14 protein-coding genes, 1 rRNA gene and 1 other annotated feature are annotated in these 15,075 nt (G+C 44.2%); of the genes, 4 read left to right on the forward strand and 11 right to left on the reverse strand.

Features of this window, described 5'->3' with window-relative positions; all coding sequences use genetic code 11:
• Positions 1-2,493, forward strand: a sequence feature (mutual gap in cmsearch alignment for this rRNA model is longer than 100).
• Together Q7S57_05095 and rrf are read left to right on the forward strand one after the other, a co-directional pair.
• Positions 754-1,035, forward strand: coding sequence for a hypothetical protein (locus Q7S57_05095; protein MDO8512627.1), 282 nt, complete (start codon positions 754-756; stop codon positions 1,033-1,035). It overlaps the preceding feature by 282 nt.
• A gap of 2,584 nt (positions 2,494-5,077) precedes the next feature.
• Positions 5,078-5,194: ribosomal RNA gene (gene rrf / locus Q7S57_05100) — 5S ribosomal RNA — on the forward strand.
• 53 nt (positions 5,195-5,247) lie between these two features.
• Here rrf and Q7S57_05105 read toward each other — a convergent pair.
• Genes Q7S57_05105 through Q7S57_05125 form a run of 5 tightly spaced genes read right to left on the reverse strand, consistent with a single transcriptional unit; the run spans position 5,248 to position 9,547 of the window.
• Positions 5,248-6,264: a hypothetical protein gene (locus Q7S57_05105; protein MDO8512628.1), complete on the reverse strand. Its 1,017-nt coding sequence runs from the start codon at positions 6,262-6,264 to the stop codon at positions 5,248-5,250.
• Positions 6,265-6,282: 18 nt separating this feature from the next.
• The gene (locus Q7S57_05110) at positions 6,283-7,764 is read right to left on the reverse strand and encodes a hypothetical protein (protein ID MDO8512629.1); all 1,482 of its coding nucleotides are present in this window, start codon (positions 7,762-7,764) and stop codon (positions 6,283-6,285) included.
• A 24-nt stretch (positions 7,765-7,788) separates the two neighbouring features.
• A complete protein-coding gene (gene yjjX / locus Q7S57_05115; GenBank protein ID MDO8512630.1) occupies positions 7,789-8,316 on the reverse strand; it encodes an inosine/xanthosine triphosphatase in 528 nt (175 codons plus the stop codon).
• 9 nt (positions 8,317-8,325) lie between these two features.
• Positions 8,326-9,084, reverse strand: a complete 759-nt coding sequence (locus Q7S57_05120) for an FkbM family methyltransferase (protein ID MDO8512631.1) — start codon at positions 9,082-9,084, stop codon at positions 8,326-8,328.
• A gap of 4 nt (positions 9,085-9,088) precedes the next feature.
• Positions 9,089-9,547 carry a hypothetical protein gene (locus Q7S57_05125; GenBank protein ID MDO8512632.1) on the reverse strand — a complete coding sequence of 153 codons (459 nt, stop codon included), beginning with the start codon at positions 9,545-9,547 and terminating at the stop codon, positions 9,089-9,091.
• A 55-nt stretch (positions 9,548-9,602) separates the two neighbouring features.
• Here Q7S57_05125 and Q7S57_05130 point away from each other — a divergent pair, with 55 nt between their 5' ends.
• Complete coding sequence (locus Q7S57_05130; GenBank protein MDO8512633.1) at positions 9,603-10,340, forward strand: SDR family oxidoreductase; 738 nt, start codon at positions 9,603-9,605, stop codon at positions 10,338-10,340.
• A 12-nt stretch (positions 10,341-10,352) separates the two neighbouring features.
• Here Q7S57_05130 and Q7S57_05135 read toward each other — a convergent pair whose 3' ends face one another.
• Positions 10,353-10,736, reverse strand: coding sequence for a nuclear transport factor 2 family protein (locus Q7S57_05135; GenBank protein ID MDO8512634.1), 384 nt, complete (start codon positions 10,734-10,736; stop codon positions 10,353-10,355).
• Between the two features lie 119 nt (positions 10,737-10,855).
• On the opposite strand from Q7S57_05135, the gene Q7S57_05140 reads away from it, so the two are divergent.
• Complete coding sequence (locus tag Q7S57_05140; GenBank protein MDO8512635.1) at positions 10,856-11,311, forward strand: hypothetical protein; 456 nt, start codon at positions 10,856-10,858, stop codon at positions 11,309-11,311.
• Positions 11,312-11,667: 356 nt separating this feature from the next.
• On the opposite strand, the gene Q7S57_05145 is transcribed toward Q7S57_05140, so the two are convergent.
• From Q7S57_05145 to Q7S57_05165, 5 genes are all read right to left on the reverse strand, one after another.
• On the reverse strand, positions 11,668-12,147 hold the full coding sequence (locus Q7S57_05145; protein MDO8512636.1) for a hypothetical protein: 480 nt from the start codon (positions 12,145-12,147) through the stop codon (positions 11,668-11,670).
• A 42-nt stretch (positions 12,148-12,189) separates the two neighbouring features.
• A complete protein-coding gene (locus Q7S57_05150) occupies positions 12,190-12,930 on the reverse strand; it encodes a hypothetical protein (protein MDO8512637.1) in 741 nt (246 codons plus the stop codon).
• Positions 12,927-13,700, reverse strand: coding sequence for a Type 1 glutamine amidotransferase-like domain-containing protein (locus tag Q7S57_05155; protein MDO8512638.1), 774 nt, complete (start codon positions 13,698-13,700; stop codon positions 12,927-12,929). Before Q7S57_05155 ends, Q7S57_05150 begins: the two co-directional genes overlap by 4 nt.
• Entirely contained in the window at positions 13,697-14,308 is a 612-nt protein-coding gene (locus Q7S57_05160) for a hypothetical protein (protein MDO8512639.1), read from the reverse strand. Before Q7S57_05160 ends, Q7S57_05155 begins: the two co-directional genes overlap by 4 nt.
• Positions 14,309-14,717: 409 nt before the next feature.
• On the reverse strand, positions 14,718-15,075 hold a 358-nt coding region (locus Q7S57_05165; GenBank protein MDO8512640.1), incomplete at its 5' end, for a hypothetical protein.

The following is a 15,075-nucleotide window of genomic DNA, read 5'->3' on the forward strand; positions in this document are numbered from 1 at the left end:
ACCGAACCGGTCAGCCGTGCAATACTGTCGGATGAATTGAGGGTAGGAGTGAAAAGCTAATCGAGTTTGGAAATAGCTGGTTCTCTCCGAAATAGTCTTAGAACTAGCCTCGAAGCGTAACACGCGGGGTAGAGCACAGTATGGATCCGTCCGTCGCAAGACGGCGGCTCCAATCTATCTCCGACTACGCGTGGTCTGAAGACGGGAGTCAGAACACGGGGGCTAAGCTCCGTGCTCAAAAGGGAAACAGCCCAAGATCGTAGCCTAAGGTCCCTAAGTGCGAGTTAAGTGGCGAAGGAAGTGGAAAACCCCAGACAGCGCGGATGTTGGCTTAGAAGCAGCCACCATTTAAAGATAGCGTAACAGCTCACGCGTCGAGGTTTTTTGCACCGAAAATATAACGGGGCTAAACCGCCACCGAAGGCGCGGACTTAAACAACACGTTTGTTTAATTGGTAGGAGAGCATTCCACTCTCCGGTTTAAAAACCGGATTTGCATTGAAGGAGTAGCCGCGAGGCGCTCTGGAGCGTGTGGAAGAGAGAATGTTGGCATGAGTAACCTCACAGACTGTTAAAACCAGTCTCATCGAAAGTCCGAGGTTTCCTGGGCAATGGCAGTCATCCCAGGGTAAGTCGGTCCTAAGGCAAGGCCGAAAGGCGTAGCTGATGGGCAGCAGTTTAATATTACTGCACTTCTGTACAGTTGTATGGAGATCACATTGCGGAAACCAGTTGGGGCTATGGAATGTCCTAATGGGAACACTTAGTCGGGCACCCCAGGTAAATCCGGGGAGCTGTCGCAAGACAACGGCGAATGTTATCAACCCTCAATCCTTCGGGTGCGAGGAGGCTGGCGGGCCGGGATGGCTAGAAAAACTTCGTTACGTTAACTGTATGGAATCCGTACCGCAAACCAACACAGGTGGACAGCTGTGCAAATACAGCAAGATGATCGGGAGAACCCTCGCTAAGGAACTAGGCAATTCAGTGGTCGTACCTTCGGTAGAAGGCCTACCCAGAGTCGGAGTGACGTAATCATTCGTCAATCTAAAATGGGTCGCAGCGAAAGATGCTTAACGACTGTTTACCAAAAACACAGGTCCCTGCAAACCCGTAAGGGGAAGTATAGGGGCTGATGCCTGGCCAGTGTCTGGTCGTGAACCCGCTCGGTTGGTAGCTGAGCGGCGTAGCCCAGATGAACGCCGGCGATAACTATAATCGTCCTATGGTAGAATCGCTGCCATAGTAAGAGTGAAAGACTCTTCCATCTGCTTAAAGTCCTAGAGGAGCAGATAGGAAAACCTAGCTATATGCTGGAAACTCTGAGTATTCGGCACTACGTACGTCTTTGCGAGCCCCGCACCCTTCAAGGTGCGTGGGCGAAGTCGCCCATCTGGGCGAACCTCGCCCCTGAAGGGGCGGGCAATCTCGTCGTGAAAATGTGTCCGATGCAGCCCACGTCGTTCCTAATGGGAGCTATGCGGGCTAACAGACAATCAGCAGGAAACTATTAGGAAATTGGAAAGCGTTAAAGAACAATTCATCTGACAAAGGAATCATAATCATGTCTGAAGTTAAAGTTGGTGATGAGTATGAAAACTGGTGTCAGGGATGTCAAAAGATAACTAAGTGGCGATACATTGAGATCAAACCTGGTCGTGTATGCGTCGCGTATGACGGTGGTGGCGGTGAGTATGAAAATTGCATTTATTACACGGTTCAGTGTCAAAAATGCAAACAAGAGTTCACTCACTAAGACCATATCTTTTGTTCTTCGAACTAGTTGCCAACTTCGGTTGGCAATGCTTTCCAGTTTCCTATAGGATCCTCAGAGACTACACGCTAAGCCATGAACCCTACGTGGTTCATGGAAGATATAGTCCGACCTGTATGGCGACATACAGAGCGTGGCAGAAATGACCACGCCGTTCGCTAAAACAGCGAATAGTAACAAATTGTATTAATAATATAATACGAGCGAAATTCCTTGGCACGTAAGTTGTGTCCCGCACGAATGGCATAACGATTGAGCAACTGTCTCGGCGAGGGACCCGGTGAAATCGCACTAGCGGTGAAGATGCCGTTTACCTGTGGCAAGACGAAAAGACCCCGTGGAGCTTTACTACAGCGTGCTATTGATTAGCGTTTGTTGCTGCCGAGCATAGGTGGGAGACTTTGAAACCTTTCTTCTGGGAGAGGTGGAGTCATCAGTGGAATACCACCCTGTATCGGATGCTAATCTAACCTCTTAGTGTGAATCCACTAAAGGAACAGTGACAAGCAGGTAGTTTATCTGGGGCGGATGCCTTAGCGCTTTGCGTCGGAAATTTGAACAATTTGGAATGAAATTGGAGAACAATATGCGCCGCTCGCATATGTTTACATAGAGTTTAGTACGCGCTATGTAACACCAATATCTGAATTTTCCGATGAAAGCATGGGGCCCATGCAGAGTAATTTGCATTGGCAAATCTCACTTATTTGCTGGAACATCTGGAGTGCTTAAGGAGAAATCCAACAAGCGTTTCGCGAAAGTTCGCGATACCAGACAATCAGCAGGGAATTTTCGAGAATTGAAAGTTGTTTTTTGGCGAAGGAGGATATCATGCCGATTGGACAGATCTTTTTGTTGACATTCATGGCGATCGTCCTGATTGTCAATGTGGTCAACGGTGTACACCTTGTGAAGGTCGTAATCACCGAGTGACTCTATTGTGTAGTTTTTCAAGGCGAGTCTTCAAGGATAGAAGATTCGCCACAACTTTCAATTCTCGAATAAGCCCTCAACGACTGAACGTGAGACGACCGAAGAATCGGTTGATGTTACAGTCTGACCCTTATAGCGATATGAGGAAACGCGCAGAAAACAAAATGACGCGTTCGTAATAGTTGTGTCATTCCTGCCGAAAGCAGGAATCCGAGTCGAGTAACGAATGGATTCCGGATCAAGTCCGGAATGACAAACGAAACGTAACAAATGTGCCCAAATTGTAACGGAGGCGTACGAAGGTCAACTCAGCGCGGATGGAAATCGCGCATAGAGTGCAAGAGCATACGTTGGCCTGACTGCAAGGCGTACATGCCGCGCAGACACGAAAGTGGGTTCTAGTGAACCGACCGTTCCTTGTAGAAGGGCGGAAGATCAACGGATAAAAGTTACCCCGGGGATAACAGGCTGATTTTGCCCGAGCGTCCACAGCGACGGCAAAGTTTGGCACCTTAACATATCGGGGTGCTACGGAAGCGATTCCGTAAGCCATTTGGTTTAGCTCACCAAAAAAATTACCAACTCATAACGGTGAACACTGTTTTTGTATCAGAAAACAGTCAACGCCGTGGGAAGTCGCCCGCTCCTTTGGAGCGAGGTTGACCCCGTAACGACTGACCCGAAAGGGGAGGCTCGCATCACTAAAAATGCGGGCAACACGTTGGCACTCATCTAATTCAAAAACGACTACGGTCCGCTAGTTGGCGGAAAACCTAATGTTGTTTGATGAGTTGAAGGCATAGTCTAAACTTTCTGGCGACAGGAAGAGGAATAAGAAAATCGACAGCGATGTCGGCTCGCCGCATCCTGGGGGTGTAGAAGCTCCCAAGGGTTTGGCTGTTCGCCAACTAAAGCGGCACGCGAGCTGGGTAAAGAGTTCTGAGCCCAGCATAAATCGGCTAATAACGGTGAAGTCCCAATGGTTGATTGTACGTAAAACATTCGGTATAATTAACTCATGGATGATACCGTGGGAAGTATAGAAATAGTTTCTATCCCCCGTAACGACTGAACCCAATAAAATTCTGTTGGCTAAACAGAATGGGTGAGATAGTTTTCAGATTCCGCTACTTCACAAACTATCATACGCCGGTCTAATTAAACTAATTAGAAAGTTATAGTCTGCGCTTCGAGTAATCGAAGAATGACGCGTCAGAACGTAAATAACATTGCGTTCTACATCAGAAATGATGTACAATAAATTCGACTAATATCGGTGAAACCCTTCATTCAGGATCCGAACCTGAAAGGGCAATACCGAGGGAAGACCCACGAAGAAATCGGAGAACGGAAATCAGTAATCGGAAAAGCGTACGTCGCGTCCGATGTCTGATAACCGACCTCCGACATTCCTAGTGTGGTCCCCGTAACGACTGATTCAAAAGCCCGAGTAAGCGGGTAATGATGAGATAGCTTTCAGATTTCGATACTTCACAAGTTATCATACGTCGACTCCTCACTTGGCAGTGTCCGAGAAGGATGAAGATATAGTCTATGCTTATCGAAAAGATAAGAATATACATGCGTGAGACAGTTCGGACTCTATCTGCCACAGGCGCGGAGTGATGAGAGAAGTCCCTATTAGTAGCCCGATAAGGGTGTGCTACTTCATGGAGCAATCCGTGATGACAATTTGGCTAATAACGGTGAAACCCACACTGGATACTGGAAACAGTTTTCAGCGGGTAATACCGTGGGAAGTTCAACTCAAAACACTCAAAATTTACGAAACTGAAACAGGATTTATCTTGTTTCATGTATCTTATTTTGATGTGTAGAGTTTTACCCCGTAACGACTGATCCCGAAAGGGTGAGATAGTTTTCAGTTTTCGATACTTCACAAACTATCATACGCCAACCCCAACCACGTAAAATCACCTGATGGTGACCACGTGGCTCTGGGAGAAGATATAGTCTGTGCCTAAAGTAATTTAGGAATTCACATGACGAGAGGACCGTAGGGGACGAACCTCTTGTGTACCGGTTGTCCTTCCAAGGGCACTGCCGGGTAGCAACGTTCGGCTGGTGATAAACGCTGAAAGCATCTAAGCGTGAAGCCCACCTCAAGATTATCACTCATGGACACGTTGGAGATTACGACGTTGATAGGCAGAAGGTAGAAGTCCCGCAAGGGATTGAGCCGATCTGTACTAATCTGTCCGTTTGCGTATTAAACTATGGTTTACAGTATATATCCAAGTTTATTAGGGATGATCCCTTCGCGGGATCTTCCCTAATCTAAAAACAAAGTAGAGAAGTCGTTGCCACATTTACCTGTTACAATTCAGTAGTATCAATAAGCACTCTGTTCTGAGTGCCTGTAGCGATGAGGTTATACCCGTTCCCATTCCGAACACGGCAGTCAAGCTCATCCGCGCCGATGGTAGCCTAGCTTCTTGCTTTGGTAAGAGTAGGTCGGTGCTCGGAACAGATTGCTTATTAAAAAAACGACTTCGGTCGTTTTTTTGTTGGTAGTATTTTTAATTCGTAATACTATTATTGTCGACATTTATATTCGGAATCGGTGGTTTTGGAATTGGCCCTGGTGGTAATGTAAAATTAAACGTTCCTTCGCCACGGAATTCACCGATTACCAGGGCGGGAATATCGCCGTTTACTTTGTCTTTGAATTCCAGTGTGATTCGTTGTTTTAAAGCCTCGTCGTCGATTGCGTTTTGGGTTGCTTCATGGCGCGCCCGTGCTGTGGCCAATCGTTTTTTTGTCGATTCCAGGAGGATTGCGTTAAGTTTGTTTTGCATTTCCGTTTCAGATGAAGCGGTAATCTTAAGGTCTTTACTGATTGGATTATTAAGAATATCCGCAATGTCGTTTATGTATGCAGTGAGGGCGTTGTAATGTAGTTCTTCGTGACCAACGATTCCACGAATTAATCCGTATATCAGGTGATAATCCTGGCCATATTTTAACGCATCAAATTGTTTATCAGAAAGAACCGGAATACTGATGGAAAAACTTGTCGTGAGCGTGGCATTACGCGCTAATTGTACAGAACCGGCGGGAATTGTGTAGACGCCATTGTTGTCTACCTTGTTTGTTGTCAGGTATGAAATATTGGGGATATTTACGTTGGAAGCCAAGTGGCCGATATCCTGGCGTCTTAAAATATCATAGACGATTTCTGATGCGGTGATTGGTCTGTTTTGTGCCAGGGGGTAATAGTCAGGTGTGTAGTTGTAGCGAATAATTACTTTTCCAATTACAGCTGTTTTCTTGAGTGTGGAATTTTGTTGAACATCAGACGTAGTAATCAAGGGATTGTGATCGCATCCGGTACATGTCACCTTTGAGTTGCCTGAATAAGGTTGGGAAGCCGAGGGCTGTGTAGGTTGTGGAATCGGGGCACTTTTTTTGATCGTTATCCAGTCGGAATTCTCCGTCAGTGCCATTGTGTTTAAATAGTCGGACATCAGATAGCCCGCCAAGGCAGCAATAAAAAAACCGAAAATGGTTAGCAGTATCAACCAAAAGTTTTTCATCACAATAAAGTGCAAAAATTATTTATGCGAGACGCCTGCCGTGTCCTTTAGCCATTGCATCGTGCCTCCCAATTTTTCTATCGTATTGCGATCACCGTCGTTGATGCGACCAAACCAGTAGTCCCGATCGGCACCATCAGGTTCGCGCTGGAAGACGAAGTAAAACAGATACGGAAACCATTTATCTCTCAGCAAAGTCAGGCTGATGGGCGTAGTGCGGGGTGTGAGGAAAGGTTTTATGCCGGTCGTTTTATTTTTGGTCATCGCGGTAATTAATTCGCTTTTTGTGGAAACCTCACCGTTGTAGACATAGTCCACCCAAAACATATTATCGGCCGTGGAAATTTGTTTATCAAAAATCGCCATGTAAATATCGTTTATTTGCGCGATCAAATCGCGGATGGCGGGACGCACTTTTGTAAGCGTACTGGAGGTATTGGGCGCTGTTGCAACAGAGGAGACCATGGAGGCGCTTTTTACAAAAATATTTTTAAAGCCGGCAATAGTGGAAGACCGCGGATAGCGTAAAAGAAACTCCGGGAACACCCGCAGAATATATTTGGGGTTGTAACCCATTGCTTTATAAAGCGCGTCGGATGCGACGCGGCGCAGAGTGCCATTTTTTACCACAAAAATGTCTTTGCCGATACCCACTTGCCACCCGTCGGGATAACGTTCGATGTTGACGCCGCGTTTGTAGCGTGCCAATTCCTGCGCAGTAACGGACATAATTTGGCCGGACCACGGATAACCTTCGGCTTCGTAGATGTAATCTTGCAGGTAATAGTGCTTTGTGTAGACGCCGTTATTTTCTTCAACCCGCCACACGGTTCCCCCATGATAGGCGCCATTGTACATTACTGTTCCGCCGGGGTGGACGTCTGTGCGGACGATTTCCGGTCCTGTAACGAACTCGGTCAGGTGCGCGGCGGAAGTGGGGTAAAGATTGCGTCCGGGAAATTTTAAAGCCGTTCGGACGCCTGCCGAAATTTTCCTTTTTCTCAACTTATCGTCAATAAAATATTGTGTTTTATCCGGCGCTTGGAGGATTTTTCCGATGTAAAAAGGATTTACCGACTTAGTTTGCGGGTATCGCGTCATGTCTACGGCGGAGATAACCACAACGCAATCAATCTTAAAATAATGGGCTTCTTGAAGCCAAAGACTGACGATTTTCGGCAAAATCATACTCTTTTTACCGTTTTTGATGTAATAAACAGTGTTGCTGGTAGCGGTTTTAATCAATGTCCCCTCCGGCAAAAAGTTTTGGTTGAAAGGCGACGCGAAGAATGCCTTGTATTGTGTAAAGTCGGCGGCGCGAGCAGGTGAGGTAATATAAAAATTTAAAGAAAAACAGAAAAATAATACCGTTGAGCAAATAATCCCTCCTCGCCTCCCTTTGAATAAAGGGAGGAATTCGCGACGTCTCCCTCCTTTTTTCAAAGGAGGGCGGGGGTGGATTGTGCTGACAGTAAGGTGGTTTTCTTTTGTTTCTTTCACTTCTTGATACTACCACATCGACTACTAATAAAGTTCCGGATTTAAAAAAGGAATAAGAGCAAAAATGACTGCCGGAGTATAGAGTCCGGCACGGTCGATGATATCGTTGGTCAAGATACCGATCGCACCGTTGGTTAATTTTGAGTCCTTCTTACCAAAAACAATGTCATCTGCATGACCCAGTTCCATACCATCCAAAATTAACTCACGAACCTTTGGTGGCAGGACGAATTCTCCTGATTTCCCCATACCCAATTTTCCTGTTTTGTCGCGGACGACTATCCAGGAAAAAGAATATAATTTACCGTCGCGGTCTTCCACACCACCTTCAAGTCCGACAAAATAATCTGCGTCAGGTATGGTCAAGGCGGCTTTTTCTGCGCGATTTGTTGCTCCCGTAAGGGCTTCAATACTGCTCATCGGTTGGTCGCAAACACCGGAAGGAACGGAAATTCCCTCAAATTCAAAGGTTAAATTCGGAAAGACTTTGGTAAAAGCCGTTTTTGTGGAGGTTATCTTTACGGGATTTTTAGAGGCAATTACTACTTTCATGTAATTATTCTACACTTTTTTAGCGTAAAGCATGATGCATTTGTCCGTTTTGAGCGTTACCTGAAATCCATTTGATTCCAGAAATTGTTTCAGTTGCGAGGAATTCCTTTCCGTGTCGATGTCGTGGCATTCCATGCTGATTTTATCAATTTTGTCCATAGTTTCCTTGGGTGTATTAAAAAGAATCTCGTATTCCGCCCCCTCGCAATCCATCTTTAATAAGTCGATATGTTGAATATTGTGTTTAGCAAAAAGGACCGACAGGGATTCTGTATTTACCCCTAACTCACCATTTTTGTTATTGGAAAAGATGAAAGAATGGCCACCGGTACTGTTTGAAACATTTAGATTTCTCCCTTCATTGTCGGCGGATAATGCTTCGTTGATTGTAATAATATTTTTAAGGTTATTTAATTCAATATTGGCTTGTAGTAGCGCATAGTTATCTGGCATTGGTTCAATGGCATAAACTTTCCCTTGCTTCGCGAGTGTCGCTGTGTAAACCGAAAAAACTCCGATATGCGCCCCCACGTCCACGATTGTGTCTTTTGAATTTATTTCAAAACCCTTTGGAGTATAAACTTTGTCTATTAATATCTCAAAAATAATATTTTTATCCACTGATCCAGAACGTGTTTTCAGTGATATGCCGTTACGTAATTTGTAAATAATATATTTATTATTTGAAAGTTTTAGGTAATCAGCTATAAACGAGAGCCAATTCGAAAAGAGTTTGATAATCTTGGTGGTAGTTTGAATTTTAGGCATATTTTTAGCGAAGCGACTGTGTGTTCAACTTTGATAAGTCGTTTTCAATAACGATTGGTCTCATCCCGAGAATTTCTTCTTTGTAATTAATCTCTGGAATTCGGTTGAGCAAATAAATCGGTTTTCGCAAATACATTGCCAAGCCCATCTCAATGAGTGTGTTTGCGCCGATATAGCCGACGATACCTTTTTTATCGTAATTGCAGACCAAAATCACATCGGACCATAGTTCTTTATCGAAGTGATTAAGCATTGCGAGTCTTTTGTTTGTCCAAACCCAGCTCGTATCGTCGGTAACGGTTTTTCGCAATTCGTAGTACTTGGCCACCGGAATCATGTTGCCGTTTTCGTCAGGCACTTCCGTTGGGGGCAGTTTTACTTCATGTCCCAAGGTCTCAAGTTGTTTTTTAACGTCCAGCATTTTATCGAAGAAGGCGATACTGCCACAAAGAGTGATTTTCATGGGGTAATTATACACTGGCTGGTATCTCTATGATATCTGTGTAATAAATAACAATATGACAGTAAAAGGCAAAATAGCTCTTGTAACAGGTAGTGGAAGAGGTTTGGGACAGGCTATTTGTAGGGAGTTGGCGCTTGCCGGCGCAACTGTTTATGTGACCGATATTGATCTGGAAACGGCGGAAAAATCTGCCATACAGATAAAAAGTGGGGTATCGGAAGATCTGATCGAGAATATCTATGCACTGGCTTGCGATGTTAGAAACGAGGCACAAGCGAAAGAAGTAATTGGGAAGATTGTTGAGGAACAGGGTCGAATTGATATTTTAGTAAATAATGCCGGTGTAAATGTGACGGCTACAGTAGAAGATTTGTCGGTCGTTGAATGGGATCGTACCGTCTCAACAATTTTGCGTGGCGCATACGTTATGTCGCATACAGTTTTTCCTCAAATGAAGAAACAAGGAGGTGGAAACATTATTAATATTGTTTCCAGTCTGGCGAAGCGTGTAAAAGAAAATTCTCCCGCGTATGTGGCGAGTAAGTGGGGATTGCAGGGTCTAAGTCAGCTGTTATATATGCAGGGAAGAAAATATAGTATCAAAGTGACCGCCTTGAGCCCAGCCGGGATGCGAACACGGATGTTGTTGGACCGTTTTCCAGATTTAGATCAATCCAAAATAATGGATCCAGCGGAAGTAGCCAAAGTAGTACGGTTTATTTTGGAATTACCAGAAGAAATTGCCATTCCCGATTTATTTATGATGTCGACAAAAGAAGAAACCTGGCCGTAAGGGACAAGTAAATTATCCGAGTGGTAGTTTTTCCGACTGCCAATATTCTCTTAATGACTTGATTTTGTCGCCTTCGATCTCAAGAATTGCGACCTCTTTGATGTGGACGCGACAATTTTCAATGTTGCTGTTGAAAAATGCTTCCCATTCGGCGATAACAGTGTTTTCGCTCAAATAGTAATTTAACAGTTGGAATTTGATATCAGATTGCTCGGCAACAACTTTTGTTTGCCAGTATTGGGCAATTTCCGTGTGGCCAATCATTGGCTTGCCCAGAACACGCTCGTGATATATTCCGTCAGTATGAAAAATACTCAATATTTTGTTAGTATCCTGTCCAACCCAAGCTTCGCCGTATGTTTTCAAGATATTTTCAGCTAGTGATCTGTCGATCATATATGATGTGTTTAACAATAGGTCTTTTCGCATTATCGTGTTAACAGGCCTATTTGTCCACGGGAAAAATAACTCTCCATATTTTCATTAAAACATGAAGGTTAGTATATAATTTCAATATGGTCGTTGAAATTGATCAATCGATAAAAATTGAGCAGACGCACGCGGATACGATTATTGGTATTGCTAATTCGAAGCAGATTGCGGTGTGTATCACGCGTCAAATCAAAAGAAAATTGGAGAAAGATTTCCGCAAAGCGGATAGGCGACGTTTGTTTTCATTGCGGACTTTTATTGCCGGATGTGTGTTGGGTTTAGAATATGCTAAATTCAAAAATCTATCTGATGTCGTTATTGATATCGAATATACGGGACAAGAGCGTCGTTTGAGAAGTATTTTCTTAGAAATGTGGAGTCGCAGGCACGATAGTGAACCGGATGTTAGTTTTCGATTGATTGGTAAAGGCTCAAAAGCGCACGAAGTTTGTTGGAAAACGCAACGCGGAAAACGAAAACCAGACGTCGTTTTGACCTACGGGGATATCAAAAAGTTAGCTCTTTCTCGCGTAAACTAAAAGCCCGGGCGCTTAGGCCAACCGAGTGGTTACGGCTGGGGCGGCGTCCGAGGGCTAGTTACAGCTTACACATTTGATAGTGACTGTCAAGTGATGCGATTTTTCTAGAAAAAAGGCACTGAAGTCAGTGCCGAATGAACGGATGTTCCCTTGGCTGTGGGCCTCCGTGGACTATCGGTCCGCCGGTCATTTCAACGTGACAATCAAGGCAAATGGGCGTCTGGTTGGAGGTGGGGACAGCCTCATGTTCCGTGGTCGATGTCATTTTTCCGCATTTCGGGCACGTCCAGCGATGGGTCGGCGGGGGAAACATCGATTTTCTCCTTGGTGTTGGAATGAACAAAATGCCTGACCAGCTACTCAATGACTGTGATGTTTTCTGGTAAATCTTCCGCAGTGACTTCAATTACTTCGAGGGGCGTCACCGGTTGTTCGCTGCGTCCTTGAATGTGGTCAAAATTTGAAAAACTGTTTTTGTCTAGCACATAAATCTTTGCTGTGATGGTTTTTGCGTAGTCGAGTAAGTTTCTTGACGCGGTAAAGTGTAGGCCGGCATCATCAACGCCGGAACGGCAGGAGGATTCTTCCTTTATATTTTTATCGTTAATCAGAGCGCGGAAAATAGCCAAATTGGCGTATTGTGTCGCAAAAACCGCCGGATTTCCGTCTTTTTCTTGTTCTCCGGTGATTTCGTTAAAATTGTAGCCTTGTCTAGGTTCGAGTAATTCAATGTTATTTGGCGATCCGTGAAAAACATATTTACCTTCATCCTCCAACGCCAACAATTTTTCGCGACTATTTTTATACTGTTCGGTGCGCGGTGATCCTTCTAGCATATGTTGGATTGTAGTTTGAGACTGGAAAAAGTGGAAGTTGTTTCAACCGAAATAGTAGCCGTTCCAGTCCTCGATTTCTGCATTGAAGCCGTTTTCTAACGCCAGTTTTCGAATCACCGCCAGCAGTTCTTTTTGCGTCTCGAAGTCTGCTCTTTGGATGATTGATTGAATTTTGGTGATCAAATTATCTGAACTTATCGGCAGTTTTTCGAGCGGATAGTTGGTGAGTTCCCACACGAGGAATTTATTGTATGGGCAAACTTTGTTTTCAACAGCGAAAACAAACTGCAGGAGGAGGGGGATGGATTCGTTGGCATCTAAGCGTCCCGCGAGCTCGTTGCCGTCACGCAGGTTTTTTAACGAGCGGTGAATTTGGTTTAAGTAACCACCCAGAGCAGTACTGGCAATTTTTCGCGCATCAGTGGGGTCGAGTGTTCCTTTTTCGTCGATCAATTTTTGAATTTCACCGGTTTTGTCGATAATCGCTTTGTTGTGTGCGAACGTGTATTTGTCGTATTGTGTGGTACTGCCTATTTTCGCGTGTTCACGAAAGCCCGAGAGCGAGTGAGGCAGGGAATCGATATATTCCGTCTTAGGATAATCATTTTTAACTCCCTCAAAACCAGCGTCAGTAGTAACCAAAATAACATCATAGTCCGAATTTTCGGAAGCGGCACCTTTTCCGCGCCCACCGCCCAAAATCACGCCGATGATCCGGTCATCGTTTCTGGCTTTTTCCAAATAAGCGTCGTATGCACTTTTCGCTTTTAGTTGGTCGATCATAAACTTGTATAGAGCTCAGCGATGGGGAGTAATTCTTGGGTTTGCTCTATGCGTTTTTGAACGACTTGTCCGTCTTTTTTGAAAACCCTGTATGCGCCAGCACGTTTTTTTGAAGTGATTACTTTAAAATATTTTCCATCAATAAATTCGATTGCACAATTATCTTCAATGGCAATACCAAAACCGCCAATCTTTTGCATCATCTCCTGAAAGCTTTTTCTTCGCGGAACGCCGAGAGTTCTGCTGTTGTAGTGTGGGCAATGGATTCCTTTAATAAAACCAAGGCCTTTTACATTGATGTATTTCCATTTTTTGGGATTATAGAAGGCCATCGAGTCGCTGTGGCCGGATTCATACCAACAAATAGAGCCAGCACTAATTCCACAAAGAACCGTACCTTTTTGATATGCCTGCCATAAAAGTTTATCAACCCCAAGATGTTGCCAAAGGCGGATCATTTTAAGAGTATTGCCTCCGCCAACGTAAATAATATCGGCTGAATCAATTTTTTGTTTTATTTCTGTATTGGTTGGATGTTGGGTAATGAGAAAAAGAACATCGGTTTTGCATTTTAATTGATTGCCAAAATAATTTTGAATGTGTTTCCAGTAGCCTTCAGAATCAGTACTTGCTGTAGGTATAAAAAGTAGTTTAGGGTTTTCTTTTTTGGAGAGACTTATGATCTCTTTGTCGATAGAAATAGTTCCTTTCGTTCGTATTTCTCCACCTCCAATTGTTACAATTATTTTGGTCATTACTATTTCTTTCATTTAGTTGAATGCAGTTCCCAAAACCCAGCAGTCTTGCCATTTGCGTAGGCTTTCATGGCATCATACATCTTTTTCATTGTCACAATTTTCCATTTTGGTCCTCGTGTTGGGTCAACAAAACGAATCGTATTATTTTTGACGTATATTTTATCTAAAACCACAACATGTCCGTTGTCTTTTTCTGGATCATTGGCAAGCGTGCCATGATGAAAACACATTAATATATCAAAATCTTGTCGTGATAATAGAGATAGATACTTTTTAAATTCTGAAAAATTTTCAAACTTCTCTATGTTTTTTAATTCCACAGAGAGCGGAATACCGAGTTTCTTAAAAACCCTGTTAGGTTCATAATTTCTTTCAAAAATTTGGGTACCATATCCGGCAACAGGACGAAAAGAGCTTCTTGGTCTTTTGCCGGTTCTCATATTCCAGAAAAATTTAGTTGCATCTTTGGGTACGGTAAGACCGAGATGGTATCCAAGTTCTTCTGCTGGAATGAGAGGAATTCCACGCCGGTACATCACCATTAGAATAGAGGTTGGTACACAACAATATGGCTGTTGCGAAAATGGTATATATCGTGAATCCTTTGGAACAATTTCCATAATTTTAATTTTAACTTAAATGTAATAATTTGAGTACTCGGGTATACCGATACTTGAATTTTATGCGGGCGGAGAGGGTGACCCCGCAGTAGAACCTCGATTCACTGCGGGGCAGGGATTCGCCCGCTAACGCAGCGGGCGCCCGCCGATGTGGCGGGCGAACTTGGCGGTGGGAGTGAGATTCGGCCTCGAAAATCGCATTGATATGCAATTTTCTGGCCACCGGTTCGCGGTCCTATGGGACAACGCGAACCGTTCGAATCTCACTCGTAACCAAGCAGTTGTATCGCAATAAAGAAGATGCTCCGGAATTTTGCGTCTCTTGTCGCAAAATTTCGGAGTTCTTCGATTCTTGTGCAAAATGACCAAACGGGATGTTTGGTCATTTTGTGTACATTGGATAGTTTCGCTAAGCGAAACAAATCTCGAGCGGTGTTTTTTGATTGATGTTCGAACTTTTTTTGAGCAAACCCCCAACTAAGGAAGCCAGCCCCGCCACTGCTCGACAAGCTCGCCACACCACAGAAAAATACTCTTTGCTCTTTTCATTTTGCGCGCCCCCGATTTTTTCTTCTTTTAATGAAAAGAGTATTTTTCTGCGGTGTTCTGCCTTCCAAGTATTCAGGCAGGTGGCGGGACTGGCCTCAATTTGATTTCGCAAAGGAAAAGCGGAATTCCCCCCAAACCCCCCATCCGCTTTTCCTTTTCTCAAACGGAACGGGAACGGAAGCAGGCGGGCAAAAATTCCTTCCCCCCAACCCCCTTCC

Source organism: bacterium, from assembly GCA_030647555.1.
Taxonomy (GTDB): Bacteria; Patescibacteriota; Andersenbacteria; order UBA10190; family CAIZMI01; genus CAIZMI01.